We start from the raw sequence: 16,275 nt of genomic DNA, 5'->3' as shown, positions 1-16,275 counted from the left end.
AACGATCACCCGCGGTACGAAGCGACGCTATTCACCCAAGACGAGGCTCAAGCCGGCAGCTGCACGTCCCGCGGGGTGATCTACACCGCCCACATCGCCGCGGGCTTAATGCTGCACCAGTACGTCCGCTGGCTGCGCGGCATCCCGACGGAGCCGGAGCAGACGCTGAACTTAACGGCCGCGGAACTCACCGTCGGCCACCCCTCAAATTAACAAAAGGAGATAACCAGATCTTCGAGCGGATGCTGCTGTTCGCCCTCGCGGTGAACGTGCTGGTTCAAGTCGGCATTCTGGGCTTTCGCGACATGGGAGAGGTGATCGAGTTCGTGCTCGCGATGCTCGCCCTTGTGCTGGCCTACTGGGTGCTTAAGAACATGTTCGGCTGAGCCGCGTGGCTTAGCCGATTAATCCTGACCGATACCGAAGGCCGCTCGCGAATGGGGCGGCCTTCTTTAATTCCTGAAAGGCTTTCAGCCATGACCACGAATGACCTGAACCGGGCCGTCGCCCGCGCCACCGGTGAGACCGTCCGCACAATCAAGCACCGCGGCTTCGGACCGGATGAAGGGGACGAAAGCGGCCCCTACATCGACTGGGACGCCGTCGACCTCCGGCGGAACACGTCGCTGTTCTCGCAGCCGAGCGTCAATCGAAACCCTTAATTCCGTGATCGCGCGGAAGGTCCACACGAAACCAAACGGAGAATCTATGGAAGAACTGTTCTACATCGCCTTAATCGGCGGTATCGGCTACTGGCTGTACCGCGCAGGGAAACGGACCGGCAGCCGGAAAGGCTATAACGTCGTGCGCCGGCATGGGCGGCGCAGAAAACGGCAAGATTAATCTTGATCCAAGTCGACGCCGCCATCTCAGGCGGCGTTGGCTTTTTCGTCCGCTCCCAGCCGCATTCTGAGAGCTTCGACGATTGGCAGGTACTCACGTTGAATCAGCCGACCGAACTGCTCGTGTAGCTTCGTCAGGTGTGTGTAGGCGTTGATCGGGGCTTTGCCGGGAGCCTGCCCCATGAAATATCGGCGGTACGACTCGGAGACGCCCGCGTCCTCCATCGCGGAGGCGAACAGGTGCCGAAAACCTTTCAGAGTCGCTGTATCCGGCCACCCGAGCCGTTTTTTGATTTTGCGGAATCGCTTTTCGAGACGGTCATAGTCAAACGCGCCCGACTCGCGCAGGATTCGGTCACGCAGTTTCAGGCGGCTCTCGGATGACATTGCCGTAGGCCTCGAGGCGGCCGACGAAAATGTCTGGATTAGGCCTCGGCGGCTCGGGCTCCGGCGAGCCGCGGACCCGGAGACGCGCAGATACAATCCGAGATCGTCTTTTCCACGCAGAGTCTCAAGAATCGAACTTAACTCATTCGTGACGGGAAACCGCTTATCGCGTCGGCCCTTCGTGTAATATTCCAACTCCGGATGGCATCTCACAGACCAACTGTCGGACCGGCAGTCCTCTCGGAATAAAAAACAGACCTCAGAAGGCCGCAGGCCGAACAGGATGATCGGAACAAACATCTGAAGTTCTTCGGCAGAGCAGTCTTTAATGAACTCGACCGCCATTTCGATTGTGATCGGAAGCGGCGTGTATAGATCGGTGGCATGCCGACGAGATTTCGCCGCGTCCCGGAACGGGTTCCGGAAATTCGATCGAAGCAATCCGCCCCTGTCCGGATCGATGCCCCAAGCGAAGCAGGCCCGGCAGGTGGCGAGCACGTAGTCGGCTGATTTCATCGGCCGCCCCCCGTCGCCCCGACCGTTCGCGGAAACCGCCTTTTTCCGCAAAAACGCTGCGAATTCGGAGGCAAATTCACGATCGACCTCGCTGGCCCAGCGGTATTTCCGCTGCACCTCCGCACTGCCGGCAAATTCTTCGAGGTGCGCTACCGCTGAGCGATATCGCCGGCAAGTCGCCGGGGAAATTTCGCCCGCGTCTGCCCGCTTCGAAGCATCTTCGAGATACCGCCGGGTCAAATCCAAAATCTTAATGCGGCCTCGTCCCGACTCCGACTCTCCCGTTGTCGCCATGGCCGATTCGATTTCACGGGCTCGGCTCAAAGCGTCGAGCAAGTCGCCATCAACGCGTGCGGAGACGTTCTTTCCGAGCGACTTCGACCACCACTGCAGGATATAATGCGAGGTTCGCCTGTAGATTCGGACTTTCTCCGGACGCCGAATCCCGTCAGGAAAATCATTAATACGTCGCCAGCGGTGTCGCTCGCCATAGCGGCTGGTCCAGTCGACCGACGCGTTGGCACTGTCGGCGGGAGTTTGAAAAGACATCGGCAGAATCCGTGACGCGAAATTTTTCTGACCTCGGGCTGCTCTATCCGAGGAAGGGGAATGGTCACGGAAAGCCGATCACAGGCGGTTCACGGAAGGCGCGAATGTTTGTGAACGACAATAAATTTTAGGACGGAAGCCAGATGGAAGACGCTGCAGTTATTAGTCGAAGCTACGAAGCACTCGGCTTTCACGTGGACCCTCACGCGTTGCACCGTGAATTCAAAAGGGGGGACGGTGACCTGACCGCGTGGCTGGAAACCGACCTTCGGCCATACGCCGCTGATCTGGTGAAACGGCCGAAAGTGCGGTCGCTCGCGACGCACTCACTCCGAACACTCGCGCCGGATTCGGGCAGTGAGGTCCGTAAACTGATCGACAAGCTGCCCGGTCGCGTGGAGCGAACGGTCGAATCACTCAGGGCCGCTTTTACCGAAGAGCGAATTCGGGGACCGCTGTTGATCAAGCCGGTACTCCGCTCTCAAGTCGTGGAGAAATTCACCTTTTCGGCGGAGGGCACACGTGCGCTCAGGCAGCAGGCCTCGCCGGCGATCCCGATTGATCCGGTTTCGGAATGTTTGGCGGCACTCGCCGACTGGCAGAAGACCCCTCTCGTCGATACCCGGGGCTACTTTGCTCATCAAACGCAATTCATCGACGCGAAGGATGAGAATGGGAGTACTGTAAGACTTCAGGACGGCAGCTTTCACCCGATTTTCCCCGGCCGCACCCGATATGTTGGCGACTTGGTCGCGCGTGAGTTCGACGCGAGGCTTCTTGCGATCAGGGGCGATCTGCGCTGGTTCTCATCGCGGATGAATCAGCTCTCGGTGGAACTTCGGGCCGACGTCTTGGTTATGCAAGCTTACGAAGACGTTTCGAGTCTGAATCAATTGATTGATGCGATCCGAGCAGACGTCCTTCTACACGAGGAGTTTCCGCTCCGAGACGCCTGCTGCGTGTTGACGCAGGCCTATGCGGCCTTGTCTCCGAACCCCGATCTTTCGTGGCTGCCGTTAGACGAGTCAGTCTTAGCGACTGGCGGATTACTTCGCACACACGTCCGCAGTAACAGAAACAGCGTTCTCGATCATCTCAAACAGGCGGTTAAGCGTACCCAGCGGCTCTATGCCGATGAGAATAAGGACGCCGAGAATCTCGACGATTTGATCGGGCGGTACCGAGTCGTGCTCCGCAGGAATCCGTTTGATGCCTGGGTCGACGGCAAGTCATTAAGAACCTTAATCGAATCGGAGAGCACTGGACGAATTCCCTTTACGCAGGGTGAAGAACAACTCTTAAAAGAGCTCATCACAAGTGCATCGGGCGGCTCTGAAGTATTAGCCCGAAAACTTTACGGAGCTATTCCCGTAAGCGCGAGCACGTTACCGACCCGCTGCAAACGCCTTCGGGAGAAGTTCCCGCTGATTGGTGCATTGCTTGAGTCGAGAACGCAGCAATGCCAGCTGAAAGTTGATCCGGAGGAAGTCCGCGTCGTATAGCGCCTCAGTCGACAAGACGTTTCAAAATCTTTTCGAGCCGGCTCTTGGAGTCGGCTTCTTTTATGCGCTCACCGAGTTCGATTGAACCTGTGAACCACTTGTGAACCAATCCCAGCAATTCTTACACGCAGCGATGCCAAGGAGGCAACGTGAATCAATCTGTACCCGGTCAACGAACAGAAACAGAAGCGAAACCTCAGATCAACTCTGACGCGGAACTGACCGGCCGATGGCGTCAAGACGCTCTTCGACTGTTCGCAAAAGCCATCGCCGACGGCATCCGCCGTCGGCGTCAAAAACTCACGGAGATTAACGATGAAGAACACTGAGCAATCCCAAGTCGAAGTCGTGATCCTCACCCGATATTCAAGCGACGCGCAGAATGAGCGAAGCTGTGATCAGCAAGCAATTGAGATCGAGAAGGCAATCAAGCGATTGCAGTTGCCGTTTCGTGTCGTCGATCGATTCGACGACGAAGCGGTTAAAGGAGCAATACTCCGGCGAACCGCTGTCCTGGAGATGCTCAATCGGATCAAGGGCCTCAACGGCCGTATCAAGGCAGTCGTCGTGGACTCCGTTGACCGCCTTTCGAGAGATCGAGAGAACTACACGCTTCTCGTTCGAACCTTGCGGAACCTTGGCGTGAAGCTCTTTTCGGCGAGCAACGACTTCGCGGATCCCGACAGCGGTAATGGCTGGTTCACGTACGGAGCACAGGCTCTCTTTGCGGAACACGAGAATCGTGAAAAGGGAGCCCGAACAAGACGGGGACAACGCGATGCAGTCCGGCAAGGGCGGTGGCGTGGAGGGCCGGTGCCGTTCGGATACGACCTTGAATCGGCCGGCACGGGGGCCAACGGGCGGCCTAATCATCGGCTCGTTCCGAACCAGCGAGAAGCTGCAATCGTACGTCGAGTCTTCGAGTTGGCAGATCGAGAAGCCTTCGGGCCGACCAGAATCGTCCGAGCAATTCACGACGACGAGTCGCTCGATCCCGAGTTACGAGCGAAAGTGAAGGAATCGTCCATTCGCGAGTGGCTCCGCAATGCAATTTATGTCGGTCGCTACGCGCTCGGAAAGACGCGAGCCGAGATGCGTAATGACCGGAAAACACTCGTCGCGAAGCCCGTAGACGAGTGGGAGGTTAACGACAACTTCTGCGAACCCATCGTCGAACAGGCGGTATTCGACCGAGTACAGCGACAACGTCGCAGACGCTCGCGCAAGCCGAACTCATCGACGGGCCGCTTTCCCGGCGTTGCAATTAAGAACCCGCTCGCAGGATTGGTTCGCTGCGCCGAGTGCAGGAAAGTGCTTGCGACAATTTCGGGTCCGGAGTACACGAGCAAGAAGAACGGAGAGGTCCGTCGGTACGATCGCTATCGCTGCGGCGACACTTTCAGCGGGGTCTGTTGCAACCGATGCTCAGTTTCGGTTGCCGATTTGAACGCGGCCGTTTTCGAAAAAATCGCGGCTGAATTCTTCGGGCTTGCAAACCTTTCGCAACTTCAGCGCCTCTCGGATGAGGAGCTTTCCGAGTGTCCGTGGGTTACGAAATTAATAAACGCGGTCGAACAGGATCTTAATAATGACGAAACCGACCTTCCTAAGAGGCGAGAATCTTTCTCCACTGAGCGTCTGAAATGCGAAGAGCGGAAAAAGCAGATTCGACAAGCCCTGCTTGACGAACCGTCGGATAGCCCGCTCCGCGCGGATTTGCGGAAAGATTATCGCGAGATTGACGATCGGCTAACGGAAATCGACCGGCAACTCTCCGACTTAGACGCGGACCTGAAGAAGAAATCTCGAGCCGTCGATCAGGATGAAATTCTCGCGTCGATCCGAGAAGTCGTTCGGCACTTGCAATCAGAATCCGCGTCAGCGGTAAACGTGGGGCTTAATTCCTTCGTCGACGGGGTCTTCGTGCACTCCGATGGAAGGATCGAATTGCGACTGTGTCTCGCCGGTAGCCAGGCAGAGCAGATCGAAAGAGACGACACATCGTGCGATCGGGACGAGCCCGCCTTCGGACCACGACGACGAAAACTCCATCATCGCCAGACCGAAGCCGACTTTGATCTGGATACCGACCCTTTCGACTCGACGATGGACTTCGCGACCGGTCACGATCGCTTCGGGCATTTGGGCGGGGAGTTCTTCAAGACCATCGAGCTCACGCTCCCCGAGAAGCAAACCTGGCCCGAGGCACATGCGGTCGAAGTCGCCAAGTATCGGATTTCGACTCGTCGGTCCGTTAAGCAGACGGCCGAGCATTTCGGAGTGTCGTACCCGACCCTGCGGAAGGCTTTGGAGATCGCCCGCGACGAGCATGGGTTCGATGGCACGGACGCTGCCGTGAAGGCACTTCGCAAGCCGAACTGGGCGAAGCAGAACGCTGAAGCCGTGTTCCATTTCCTGCAGCAAGGGAACACGATGAAATCTGCCGAGGCCGAGTTTGGCAGATCGGAGCCGACCATCCGAAAGGCTCGTCGGATTGCCGAGCAGCGACGCCGCGACTCTTCTTCGGGAGCGGCGTGACGTCGGAGGGAGATTTCTTCTCAGAGCCGGCTCACGCCGGATTTTTTCTTAGCTATTGCAGACAGAGGGATGATGTAAACCGCTGACGGGAAAGGGCTTGCGGAACGAAAGCGTTGGGTCAACGATTCCCGGTACGTGATCAGTACATGGTCATGTACCGGATACGATCCGAGAAGAGTTTGTGAAATATTCGGCCATTCCCGGGAAAAATCGCATTGCTCGATTCGTTGCTTCTGCTGTCGAATGTCGCGTCGGCGGGTCAATTCGGACTGGATTGCTCTCTGCGAATTCTCGCAACAATCACCATTTTGCAGCTCCCGACGTTGTGGTTGGAGATCAGGTCGAAGGGGACCGAAAACCGTTATTCCGTGCTTGATGGTGAACCGCCGCCCGTCAACGTGTTGCACCAACGGTACGAACACAGTTGCAGATGCGCAATCTAATTCCGTTGCAATAGACTGCGGTGAAACTCGTAGACCAAAAACGTACACTATCGCGACACTTTTGGAACGCCGGCGTGGACCGGGTCTTCGGGCAATGTAGGGGCCATTCCTTTTTGGGAATGCCCGCTGCCTTATTGGGAGCGATTTTCGAATTGCGCACGTGGGGCCGCCTGTCGTGCAGGTGGAGACGAGTATGACCGTCGCAAATCAGATCAGGATCGGTAGCATCGTCACCGGCCCGACATTGCCTGAGCCAATCGAGGTTCTGGCCACCGTGCCAATGGGCACGTCACTCAAGGTCATTGGACGCGGCCGCAATAGCGGAATGACGCACGATCCGGTTTTGACAGCGGCGCAGCTTGGTCAATTACGAGTATCTGCCGAGCGCGAACCGTTCGATGGCGATGCCCGTATGTTTCGACTTGGTGTCGAAGCCCATCGGCTTGGGTTGGCTTACGAATACGACCCGTTCTTCTCACTTTCTATCGCGAGAGTCGACCCGCTGCCGCACCAGCTCGAAGCGGTCTACAGCTATTTTCTCAGACTGCCCCGGATCCGTTTCTTGCTCGCTGACGATCCAGGAGCCGGTAAGACGATTATGGCCGGTCTCCTGCTTAAAGAGCTTAAGGCTCGCGGTCTCGTCCGCCGCGTTCTCATTGTTTGCCCTGCCAACCTGACCTTTCAGTGGCAGCGTGAAATGGCAGACAAGTTCCGTGAGAATTTTAAGGTAATTCGTGGCACCGTCCTCCGCGAAAACTACGGGCAGAATCCGTGGCAGGACCACGATCAGGCGGTAACGTCCGTTTCTTGGGTATCTATCGTGGAAGATGCTCGAGAAAGCTTGCTTCGATCTCGCTGGGATTTAGTCATCGTCGATGAAGCGCACAAAATGAGCGCTCGTAGTGAAGACCATTCGACGTACGCCTATCGACTTGGTGAGTCGCTCTCGAAAATGACCGACCACTATTTATTGATGACCGCCACGCCCCACAAAGGTGATCCCGATCACTTTCGGCGGTTCCTCGCTCTCCTCGACGCGGACGTCTACGGCAGCATTCAAAGCCTCGAACAGGCGATGCGGGAGCAGGAGGCCCCTTTCTATTTACGTCGGACTAAAGAAGCATTGGTCTCGTTTCCTGACCCGCACACGGGGGAGGTTCACAAGCTGTTTACTAAGCGGGAGGTTCGCAGTGCGGCGTTTGAACTCAATGGGGACGAACTGGAGTTCTATGACAACCTGACACGGTATGTGGAGGATCAGTCTTTTGCTGCGGCACAGGATCAGTCCGCCCGCGGACGCGCTGTTGGATTTACGATGGCCATGCTTCAGCGGCGCATGGCGTCTTCCATCTATGCCGTTCGTCGCAGTCTCGAGCGCATGAAAGCTCGTCGCGAGAAAATTCTTTCTGATCCGGAAGCCTACCGGAAGGAACAGATTCAGCGTCGTATGCCCGAAGACTTCGACGACCTGGATGCCGAAGAACAGCAGCACATTGTTGACCAACTCGAAAACGAAGTGTTGTCCGTCGATCCCGTTGTCCTGCGGGAAGAGATCGCCAGCCTTGGAAACTTGGTCACTCAAGCACTCGAGCTCGAAGATCGCGACGATCAAACCAAGCTGACGAAGCTGCAGGCTGTCCTCAATCAAGAGGGCATTTTCGACGATCCGCAGATGAAGCTGCTGATCTTTACCGAACACAAGGATACGCTCGATTTCCTCGTTGGTGACGGCAAAGACGGTCGGCCACTCGGCAAACTCATCGAGTGGGGATTGACGGTCACCCAAATTCACGGGGGGATGAAGATCGGGGATCGAGACACCCCCGGTACCCGAATTTATTCCGAACGAGAGTTTAAAGAGAGCTGTCAGGTGCTCGTGGCGACCGAGGCGGCTGGCGAAGGGATCAATTTGCAGTTCTGCTGGTTAATGATCAACTTCGACATTCCTTGGAACCCGGTCCGGCTTGAGCAGCGCGTGGGTCGTATTCACCGCTACGGCCAAGAGAAAGACTGTCTGGTCTTTAATTTCGTTGCCCTGAATACACGCGAGGGACGAGTCCTTCGCAAGCTGCTGGATCGACTGGAGGAAATCCGCAACGACCTGGGGTCCGATCAAGTCTTTGATGTCGTCGGCGAAGTCTTCCCCGCCAACCAGCTCGAACGGCTGCTCCGCGACATGTATGCCCGGCAAACGGACGTCCATAAGATTGAAGATCGCATCGTCCGCGACGTCAGCCCGGAGAAGTTCCGCGTTATCACCGAATCAACGCTCGAGGGGCTGGCCAAGAAGGAACTCAATCTCTCCGCAATGGTCGGCAAGAGTGCCGAAGCCAGGGAGCGGCGCCTGGTTCCTGAAGTCATCGAGCAATTCTTCGTCGACGCCGCGCCCGAATGCGGAATGCGGGCGAAACAAACTGGCAAGCAGAGTCATATCTACCGCGTTGGGAAAACGCCTCGCAATCTCCTTCCGATCGGGGATGCGCAGGAAGATCGCTTCGGGCGGCTCGGCCGGGAATACAAACAGGTCGTGTTCGATAAAGAACGGCTGCGCGATGATCCAACGCTGGAATGGGTCACTCCCGGACATCCTCTATTTGAGGTTGTACGCCATGACATCCTGCAGCGGACGGAAGATCATCTTCATCGAGGAGCGGTGTTCTATGACCTGCATCGAGACGACCCGTCGTTGATCGACGTCTTTGCTGCTTCCGTCAAAGATGGCCGTGGCCGCACTCTACATCGCCGCTTGTTCGCGGTGGAAACAGCCCTCGGCGGTGAAATGACGCTCCACGAACCGACAATCCTGCTCGATGTTGCCCCCGCTCCGGCCGGGGCGGCTGGTCCGGGCGATGCCGTCACACTGCCCGGTCGGCAGTCGGTTGAACAATTTTTATATGAGCGCGCACTGGAGCCGTGGGGCGAAGAGGTCGCAGCCGATCGTCTGGGAGAAATCCAACGAATCGAACGTCACGTCGAAATCAGCCTCAATGCCCTGATCGATCGGAGCCAGCACACACTGGGTGAGTACCTCAATCGCCAGATTGAAGGGCAGACAATTCCCGGGCTCGACGGATTGATCGCCCAGGCCGAGCAGCATCTCGACACCCTCAATAATCGGCTCGAAACCCGGCGGCAGGAACTGGAACTCGAACGTCATAGCTCCATCTCGGACATTCACCACCTCGGCCGGGCATGGATCACGCCTCATCCCGATCGCAGCAATCCCGACTTTGCACCGATGGTGCGCGACGAAGAAATCGAACGCATCGCGGTCGACATCGCCACCCGCCATGAACAAGGACGGGGCTGGGTTGTCGAAAGCGTGGAAGCCGAGAACCGCGGATTCGATTTGATCTCCCGGCGACCCCACCCGGACGACCCGCAGACGTTCGTTGAAGTCCGCTTCATCGAAGTCAAAGGCCGAGCCGGAGTCGGCATCGTCGCCCTCAGCGAGAACGAATACCGGACCGCCGAGCGGATGAAAAAAGACTACTGGCTGTACGCCGTCTTCAACTGCGCGGGAACGCCGGAACTTCACATCGTACAAGACCCCGCTCGGCTGGGCTGGCAGCCTGTGATGGCTGTGGAGCATTATCGGATTGGTCCAGACGCGATCTCGGTCGCTCAAGTAACTTGATATCAGAAAGCGTATACGCAAATGAGCTATAAGCCACGCACCCTCTTTCGATTAATCGAAGAGATTAACAGCTCTCTTTTTCTGCCCCACATCCAGCGCCCATTCGTTTGGGATGAAGAGCAAATCTGCCGGCTTTTCGACAGTCTCATGCGCAATTATCCCATTCAGACATTGCTGTTCTGGCGCACGAAAGACCCGATCAAAGCGAGGAAGTTCATGCAGACGGTCGAGTGGGACGCTGATCTGCATGATTACTATGACAACGCCAAAAGTGAAGATGGCGTGCAAAAAGTCTTTGTATTGGACGGACAGCAACGACTTCAGTCTCTGTTTGCGCTCTTCAACGGATCGCTGAAGGATACAGAAAACAGTAACAATCTAGATGCATATGTAGATATTACGAGCGGCAATGACGTTCAGGACGGAGACTTACTTTATAAACTGCTCTTCAGCGCGAGCGTACCAGGTCTGCCATTTTATCGCATTCGTAATTTGCTCGGAAAGGACGCTCAAAAGAATGCGTCGACACTTGGTGACGATCTTAACGACGAGCTGGACAATTTCCTTCAAGAAGGTCAGAAGTCTCGTCGTGATCGGCAGAGGCAAGTACGATTTAATTGCGGCCAGTTAGTGTCTTTGCTTCGGGAAGAGAAACACTTCTGGGTGGAAGAACTTGATGGTGTCGCAAACGACTTTCCTTACAAAAGAATCCTAGACATATTTGTCCGCGTGAATTCAGGTGGCACTAAGTTAGATGCATCCGATTTAATGTTTGCAGCAATGAAGGAGGGATGGACTGAAGTTGAACAGAACGTGGAGGATGTCGCCGACATGCTGAATGGCAATGGACTGTCATTCGATAAAACGTTTTGTTTGAAATGCTTGGTTGTTGCTCACGGCAAGGGTGCTGAATTGTCGCCCGAGAAGTTCACGTCTGCCGCCGGTGAAGCGCTATTAAGGAGCATTCAGGGCGAATGGGATCGCGCAGAACACGCATTTCAAGAGTTACGTGATTTCATCAAGCATTATTTAAACCTTTACGGTGATAAAGTCGTCCGAAGCTATGGAAGCTTCGTACCGCTTTTCGACTTTCTCTATCACAACCCCAAGCCGGACGAGTCCAACCGAGTGTTGATGCGAGGTTACTACTACAAATCGCAACTGTTTAACTGGTATGGAGCGCAGACCGACAACGTGGTGAATGCCCTCCATACTCGCCTTGGCAAGCCGCTCGGAGGAAAGTTTCCGCTGAACGATGTGAAAGATTATTTCAGCAGATCGCGAGGCTCAGGTGTAATGCTAACCTTCGAAGATTTATTGAACATGCGGCTTCGGTTTATTGTTTTGAACATGATCTACGTCCAGCGATTTGGCATCAGCCCATTTGACGTGAGCTTTAAAGGCAATACACCGCACATTGATCACATCTATCCGCAAAGTTCGTTGAAAAGCAAATTGAATCTCTCGACATCTGAGATTAACCATATTGGTAACTACCGTTTCGTCGGCGCGACGGACAATATCCGCAAGCGGGCGGAATTGCCCGGATCGTACTTCAAGAGACTATTGGATGGCGGTGTCGACATCGGTCCGCATTTGTTAGTCAAGGACTATGTGTCCGACCCGACGAAAATGACGTTTGATCTGGCTACTTATAGCGACTTTCGCGACCGGCGACTGAAGGAAATATTCAAGATCGCAGACCGAATCGTCAATCCGGAAGTGGCATGATTTCAGCGATCAAATACCCGAAACGCCTCATCGAAGTCGATCTCCCTATCGCTCGTATCTCCGCCCATGCGCGGCGGGAGAAGTCGATTCGGCATGGGCATATTTCGACGTTGCATATCTGGTGGGCGCGGCGGCCCTTGGCGGCTTGTCGGGCCGTCATCTGTGCGTCGCTGTGGCCTGATCCGGCGGATGAACTTTGTCCCCCCGCGTTTCGGGAAGCGGCGGCCACGCAGTTGATGGCATTTGCGCATCGCATGTTTCCCGCAGGAATTAATGAAGAAGGACATCAATTAAATAAGACGTCCTCGCCGGAGAGTCGTGGGCGCTGGGAGGGTTTAATTCAATCGGAGAAGAACGGGCTGCCGCTCGATTCGAACGACCCGGCTCACCAGCAGGTGCTCCGCGGGGCGCTGCTCGATTTCATTGCCGACTTCGCCAACTGGGACAACAGCACCGTCCCGGCCTATCTGGAGACGAGCCGGGCCCTTACGCAGGCCGCTCACGAAGCCTTGGGAGGCGTGCCGGGCACGCGACCGCTCGTGGTTGATCCGTTTGCCGGAGGCGGTTCGATCCCACTGGAGGCTTTGCGGGTCGGAGCCGATGCGTTTGCCAGCGACCTCAACCCTGTGGCCGTGCTGCTCAATAAAGTCGTGCTGGAATACATCCCCAAGTACGGCCAAAAACTCGCGGACGAAGTCCGCAAGTGGGGTCAGTGGGTGAAGGCAGAAGCGGAGAAGGAACTCGCTGAGTTTTATCCGAAGGACCCCGATGGGGCGACGCCGATCGCGTACCTATGGGCTCGAACGATTTTGTCGGAAGCGCCTGGACAAGTTGACGAGCCGGTTGAAGTTCCGTTGATCCGGTCGATGTGGTTGTGCAAGAAGGCAAATCGCAAAGTTGCAATGCGATTCGCGACCAACAAACAAGGTAATGTCATCACCGACGTTGTTAACGTAGACACCTCCGACGGAAAACACCTGATAGTCCGACGGCCCCGATTGGAAATCTTCGAACCTAGCAAGGCATCTGAGGTCCGGGATGGTATTGTCGCAAGGGGATCTGCAACATGTCCTGTGACTGGTTTCACAACTCCGCTGAATAGTGTGAAGCAACAGCTCAAGTCACGATTCGGCGGTGGCGATGACGCGCGTCTGTTGTGCGTTGTCGTCAAACGTGAGGGCACGACTGGCCGTCAATATCGTATGCCAGATTCACACGATATTGATGCAATCGACAAAGCGAAAAAATATCTAGAATTGCAAATTGAGCCAGAGGAAGTGCCGACTGAATCGACGACGAACTATCACTCATTTGTGAATCGCGGACCAATTTACGGGATGACCAAATGGAGGCACTACTTCACTCCACGCCAATCCGTCGCGCTCGCTTTGCTTGCTCGTTCCATCCGCAGGGTCGGCGAAACGTCGACTGAATTAAAGTCTGACGTGACGTTAGCTTCAGCCGTTGCGTCTTGCCTCACATTGGCATTCGGCAAACAGGCTGACTTAACCAACAGCCTTTGCGCGTGGGAACCAATTGCCCAATGTCCGCGTCATCTCTTTGGTAAGCAAGCGATCGGGATGGTTTGGGATTTTGCAGAGGGTATTCCGATTGGAGACTCCAGCGGGGCGTGGAGTATTCAGGTGTCGCGAACGGACCACGTGCTAGAGTCAATTGGGCACGATTGGGCCGCGGGGACCGTTCAGCTTGCTTCTGCAGTCTCGCATCCATTGCCGAGCGATAGTGTCAATGCTTTGGTGACCGATCCCCCGTATTACTATTCGGTTCAGTATGCGGACTTGGCTGACTTCTTTTACGTTTGGTTTAAACGCATATTGTCAGCCTCGCACCCAGACCTGTTTAAAACTCCTTTAATCGACAAAGATGACGAAATCATCGTGCAGTCACCGGGTCATGAGTTTGCCACAGAAGGCAAAAACAATGCCTTCTACGAGGAAATGATGACTCGGGCCATGTCGGACTCGCGACGAATTGTACAACCTGCCGGGATCGGTGTTGTCGTTTTTGCTCACACCTCGACTGCTGGTTGGGAATCACAACTCCAGGCAATGGTGGAGGCGGGTTGGACGATCACTGGCTCTTGGCCAATTGATACGGAGATGGCGAGCCGAGTAATTGCCCAGGGACGCTCAGTGCTCGCTTCGTCCGTCCACCTCATCATCCGCCCTCGCGAAGATCAAGACGGAACCCTTCGCAACGAAACCGGCGAATGGCGGGACGTTCTTTCCGAACTTCCCAAACGCATTCACGAGTGGATGCCACGCCTTGCCGCCGAAGGGGTTGTCGGAGCCGATGCGATCTTCGCCTGCCTGGGGCCGGCGCTGGAAATCTTCAGTCGCTACAGTAGGGTCGAAAAGGCGAGCGGTGAAGCGGTGCCGTTGCGGGAATATCTGGAGCAGGTCTGGGCGACCGTTTCGACCGAAGCGCTGTCGATGATCTTTAAAGACGCCGACGCAGCCGGCCTGGAACCTGACGCCCGCCTGACCGCGATGTGGCTGTGGACGCTGGGCGGCGGGACGGGCAAGGCCGCCGGAGAGAGCGCCACCATCGTCCCCGGGCTTGCCGACGAAGATACCGACGGCGACCCGGTGCCTGCGGAAAAAACAGTCGCGAGTACCGGGTACTCGCTGGAATTCGATGCCGCCCGTAAGATTGCTCAGGGCTTGGGCATCCACCTCGAAAAGAACGAGTCGATCGTGGAGGTTAAGGGCGATAAGGCCCGCCTGCTCCCCGTCAGCGAACGCACCCGCCACCTGTTCGGCAAAGACGAAGCGACCGCTACGACCCGCGGCAGAAAGAAGGCAAAGGCGAAACAACTCGACCTGTTTAAAACGCTCGACGAAATTGAAAGCGAGGCGGAAGAGACGATCGCCGGGGAGTTGAAGCCGCAGGCCGGCGAAACCGTCCTCGACCGCGTGCATCAATCGATGATCCTGTTCGCCTCCGGCCGCGGCGAAGCTTTGAAACGATTCTTAGTCGACGACGGCGCCGGCAACGAAGCCCGCTTCTGGAAACTCGCCCAATCCCTCTCCGCCCTGTACCCGAAAGAAACGGACGAAAAACGCTGGGTGGATGGGGTACTGGCACGGAAGAAGGGGTTGGGGCTGTGACTGGATTCGCAGACATCCGGACGTTGAGTGGTGACGAGCTCCGGGAAAGTGATGCGCTGTTTCCCGCTGAGATTGATCAAGACTCATGGGTTCAGTACCACGCGACATCGTCATCGAATGAAGCCAAAATCGACGCGGAAGGCCTCCGTTGGTCGCCAAATCTCTTTTCCGTAGAAGACATCGTCGACGTTGTCTCCGTGTTCCGTTCGATGAACTGGTGCGGCGTTCATTCTAGTGGATACGTCGTCCTTGATTCATTCTCACTTTCAGGCGATTTCCAAGGCGAAGACTTCAAGCCTATGTATTTCCGCGAGTACAGCCTTCGCTCACTGATTTATGCACAGCGCGACTTCGCGGGTGGCGAATCAGCCCGCGCGATCCGTTATGCAACTCGCGATCTCGAACGGTACCTGAAAGAGGAGATGGTTCGAGAGGACCACTATCAATCACAACGGCGTGAAGCTATCTCCCTTGTGGCCTCTGTTGCAGTTCCCAATCGAGTCGTTCGTGTAAATCTGAGGTGGTTGCAAAAACAAGTCGACCGATTGAGACCGTTGCGCGAGCGGTGCGATGCACTTGCACAACAGCATGAGTACGGAGTCGTTTACGCAGTCAGGTTTTCGCAAGAAGACATCCCTTTTCTTCGGCTCTCTAGTGCAATGGGACTTCGCTGTTATTCACCTTTAGCACGCAACAAGATCGTCGGGAAAGTTCGTGTCATCGCTGAAGGAGAGAGTCTCCATTCTGGGAACGATACCGAACTCATTCAGAAGAATCGTTGGCGTGAGGAAGATCCGAACGGATTGCTTTCGGTCTTGGCTGAGGCCGAAGCAAAGGGACAGGCCTATCCGCTATCCGCACCTCAGAGAGCTATTGCTCATCGAAGTCCCAAGATGCTCGATCTGACGTGCGGTGTTGATGAATCAGAAGAGATCGCACGTGAAAGCGGTACGCCAGGTTTAGCCGAATACGTGCGACAGCATCCAAGAAGGTAAAAGC

General features: G+C 55.8%; 10 protein-coding genes and 1 pseudogene. 10 read left to right on the top strand and 1 reads right to left on the bottom strand.

From position 1 onward, the window contains the following. The 4 genes and pseudogenes from Pan189_RS01835 to Pan189_RS21160 all read left to right on the top strand — a co-directional run. Positions 1-213: pseudogene (locus Pan189_RS01835) on the top strand (ThiF family adenylyltransferase); the annotation flags it as partial. Positions 214-242: 29 nt separating this feature from the next. Continuing rightward, on the top strand, positions 243-386 hold the full coding sequence (locus Pan189_RS21165) for a hypothetical protein (protein ID WP_310820949.1): 144 nt from the start codon (positions 243-245) through the stop codon (positions 384-386). Positions 387-476: 90 nt separating this feature from the next. Then, positions 477-662: a hypothetical protein gene (locus tag Pan189_RS01830; RefSeq protein WP_145362265.1), complete on the top strand. Its 186-nt coding sequence runs from the start codon at positions 477-479 to the stop codon at positions 660-662. A gap of 46 nt (positions 663-708) precedes the next feature. After that, complete coding sequence (locus Pan189_RS21160) at positions 709-843, top strand: hypothetical protein (RefSeq protein WP_310820948.1); 135 nt, start codon at positions 709-711, stop codon at positions 841-843. A 26-nt stretch (positions 844-869) separates the two neighbouring features. Here Pan189_RS21160 and Pan189_RS21155 read toward each other — a convergent pair whose 3' ends face one another. Further along, positions 870-2,294, bottom strand: a complete 1,425-nt coding sequence (locus tag Pan189_RS21155; RefSeq protein ID WP_310820947.1) for a phage integrase SAM-like domain-containing protein — start codon at positions 2,292-2,294, stop codon at positions 870-872. 143 nt (positions 2,295-2,437) lie between these two features. Here Pan189_RS21155 and Pan189_RS01820 point away from each other — a divergent pair, with 143 nt between their 5' ends. The 6 genes from Pan189_RS01820 to Pan189_RS01795 all read left to right on the top strand — a co-directional run bounded on the left by Pan189_RS01820 (position 2,438) and on the right by Pan189_RS01795 (position 16,271). Then, the gene (locus tag Pan189_RS01820) at positions 2,438-3,796 is read left to right on the top strand and encodes a hypothetical protein (RefSeq protein WP_145362263.1); all 1,359 of its coding nucleotides are present in this window, start codon (positions 2,438-2,440) and stop codon (positions 3,794-3,796) included. Between the two features lie 315 nt (positions 3,797-4,111). Then, positions 4,112-6,334, top strand: coding sequence for a recombinase family protein (locus tag Pan189_RS01815; protein WP_145362262.1), 2,223 nt, complete (start codon positions 4,112-4,114; stop codon positions 6,332-6,334). Between the two features lie 636 nt (positions 6,335-6,970). Next, positions 6,971-10,414, top strand: coding sequence for a helicase-related protein (locus tag Pan189_RS01810; RefSeq protein ID WP_145362261.1), 3,444 nt, complete (start codon positions 6,971-6,973; stop codon positions 10,412-10,414). 21 nt (positions 10,415-10,435) lie between these two features. Next, positions 10,436-12,145, top strand: coding sequence for a DUF262 domain-containing protein (locus tag Pan189_RS01805; protein ID WP_145362260.1), 1,710 nt, complete (start codon positions 10,436-10,438; stop codon positions 12,143-12,145). Further along, positions 12,142-15,276 (top strand): DUF1156 domain-containing protein, encoded by a 3,135-nt coding sequence (locus tag Pan189_RS01800; protein ID WP_145362259.1) that lies wholly within the window; start codon positions 12,142-12,144, stop codon positions 15,274-15,276. The genes Pan189_RS01805 and Pan189_RS01800 overlap by 4 nt, the downstream gene beginning before the upstream one ends. Then, positions 15,273-16,271 carry a hypothetical protein gene (locus tag Pan189_RS01795; protein WP_145362258.1) on the top strand — a complete coding sequence of 333 codons (999 nt, stop codon included), beginning with the start codon at positions 15,273-15,275 and terminating at the stop codon, positions 16,269-16,271. Before Pan189_RS01800 ends, Pan189_RS01795 begins: the two co-directional genes overlap by 4 nt. Positions 16,272-16,275 lie beyond the last annotated feature (4 nt).

Origin of the sequence: Stratiformator vulcanicus, assembly GCF_007744515.1 — a bacterium.
Lineage (GTDB): Bacteria > Planctomycetota > Planctomycetia > Planctomycetales > Planctomycetaceae > Stratiformator > Stratiformator vulcanicus.
Note: the sequence above shows the minus strand (reverse complement) of the source record. Positions and strands in the feature narration are given on the sequence as shown.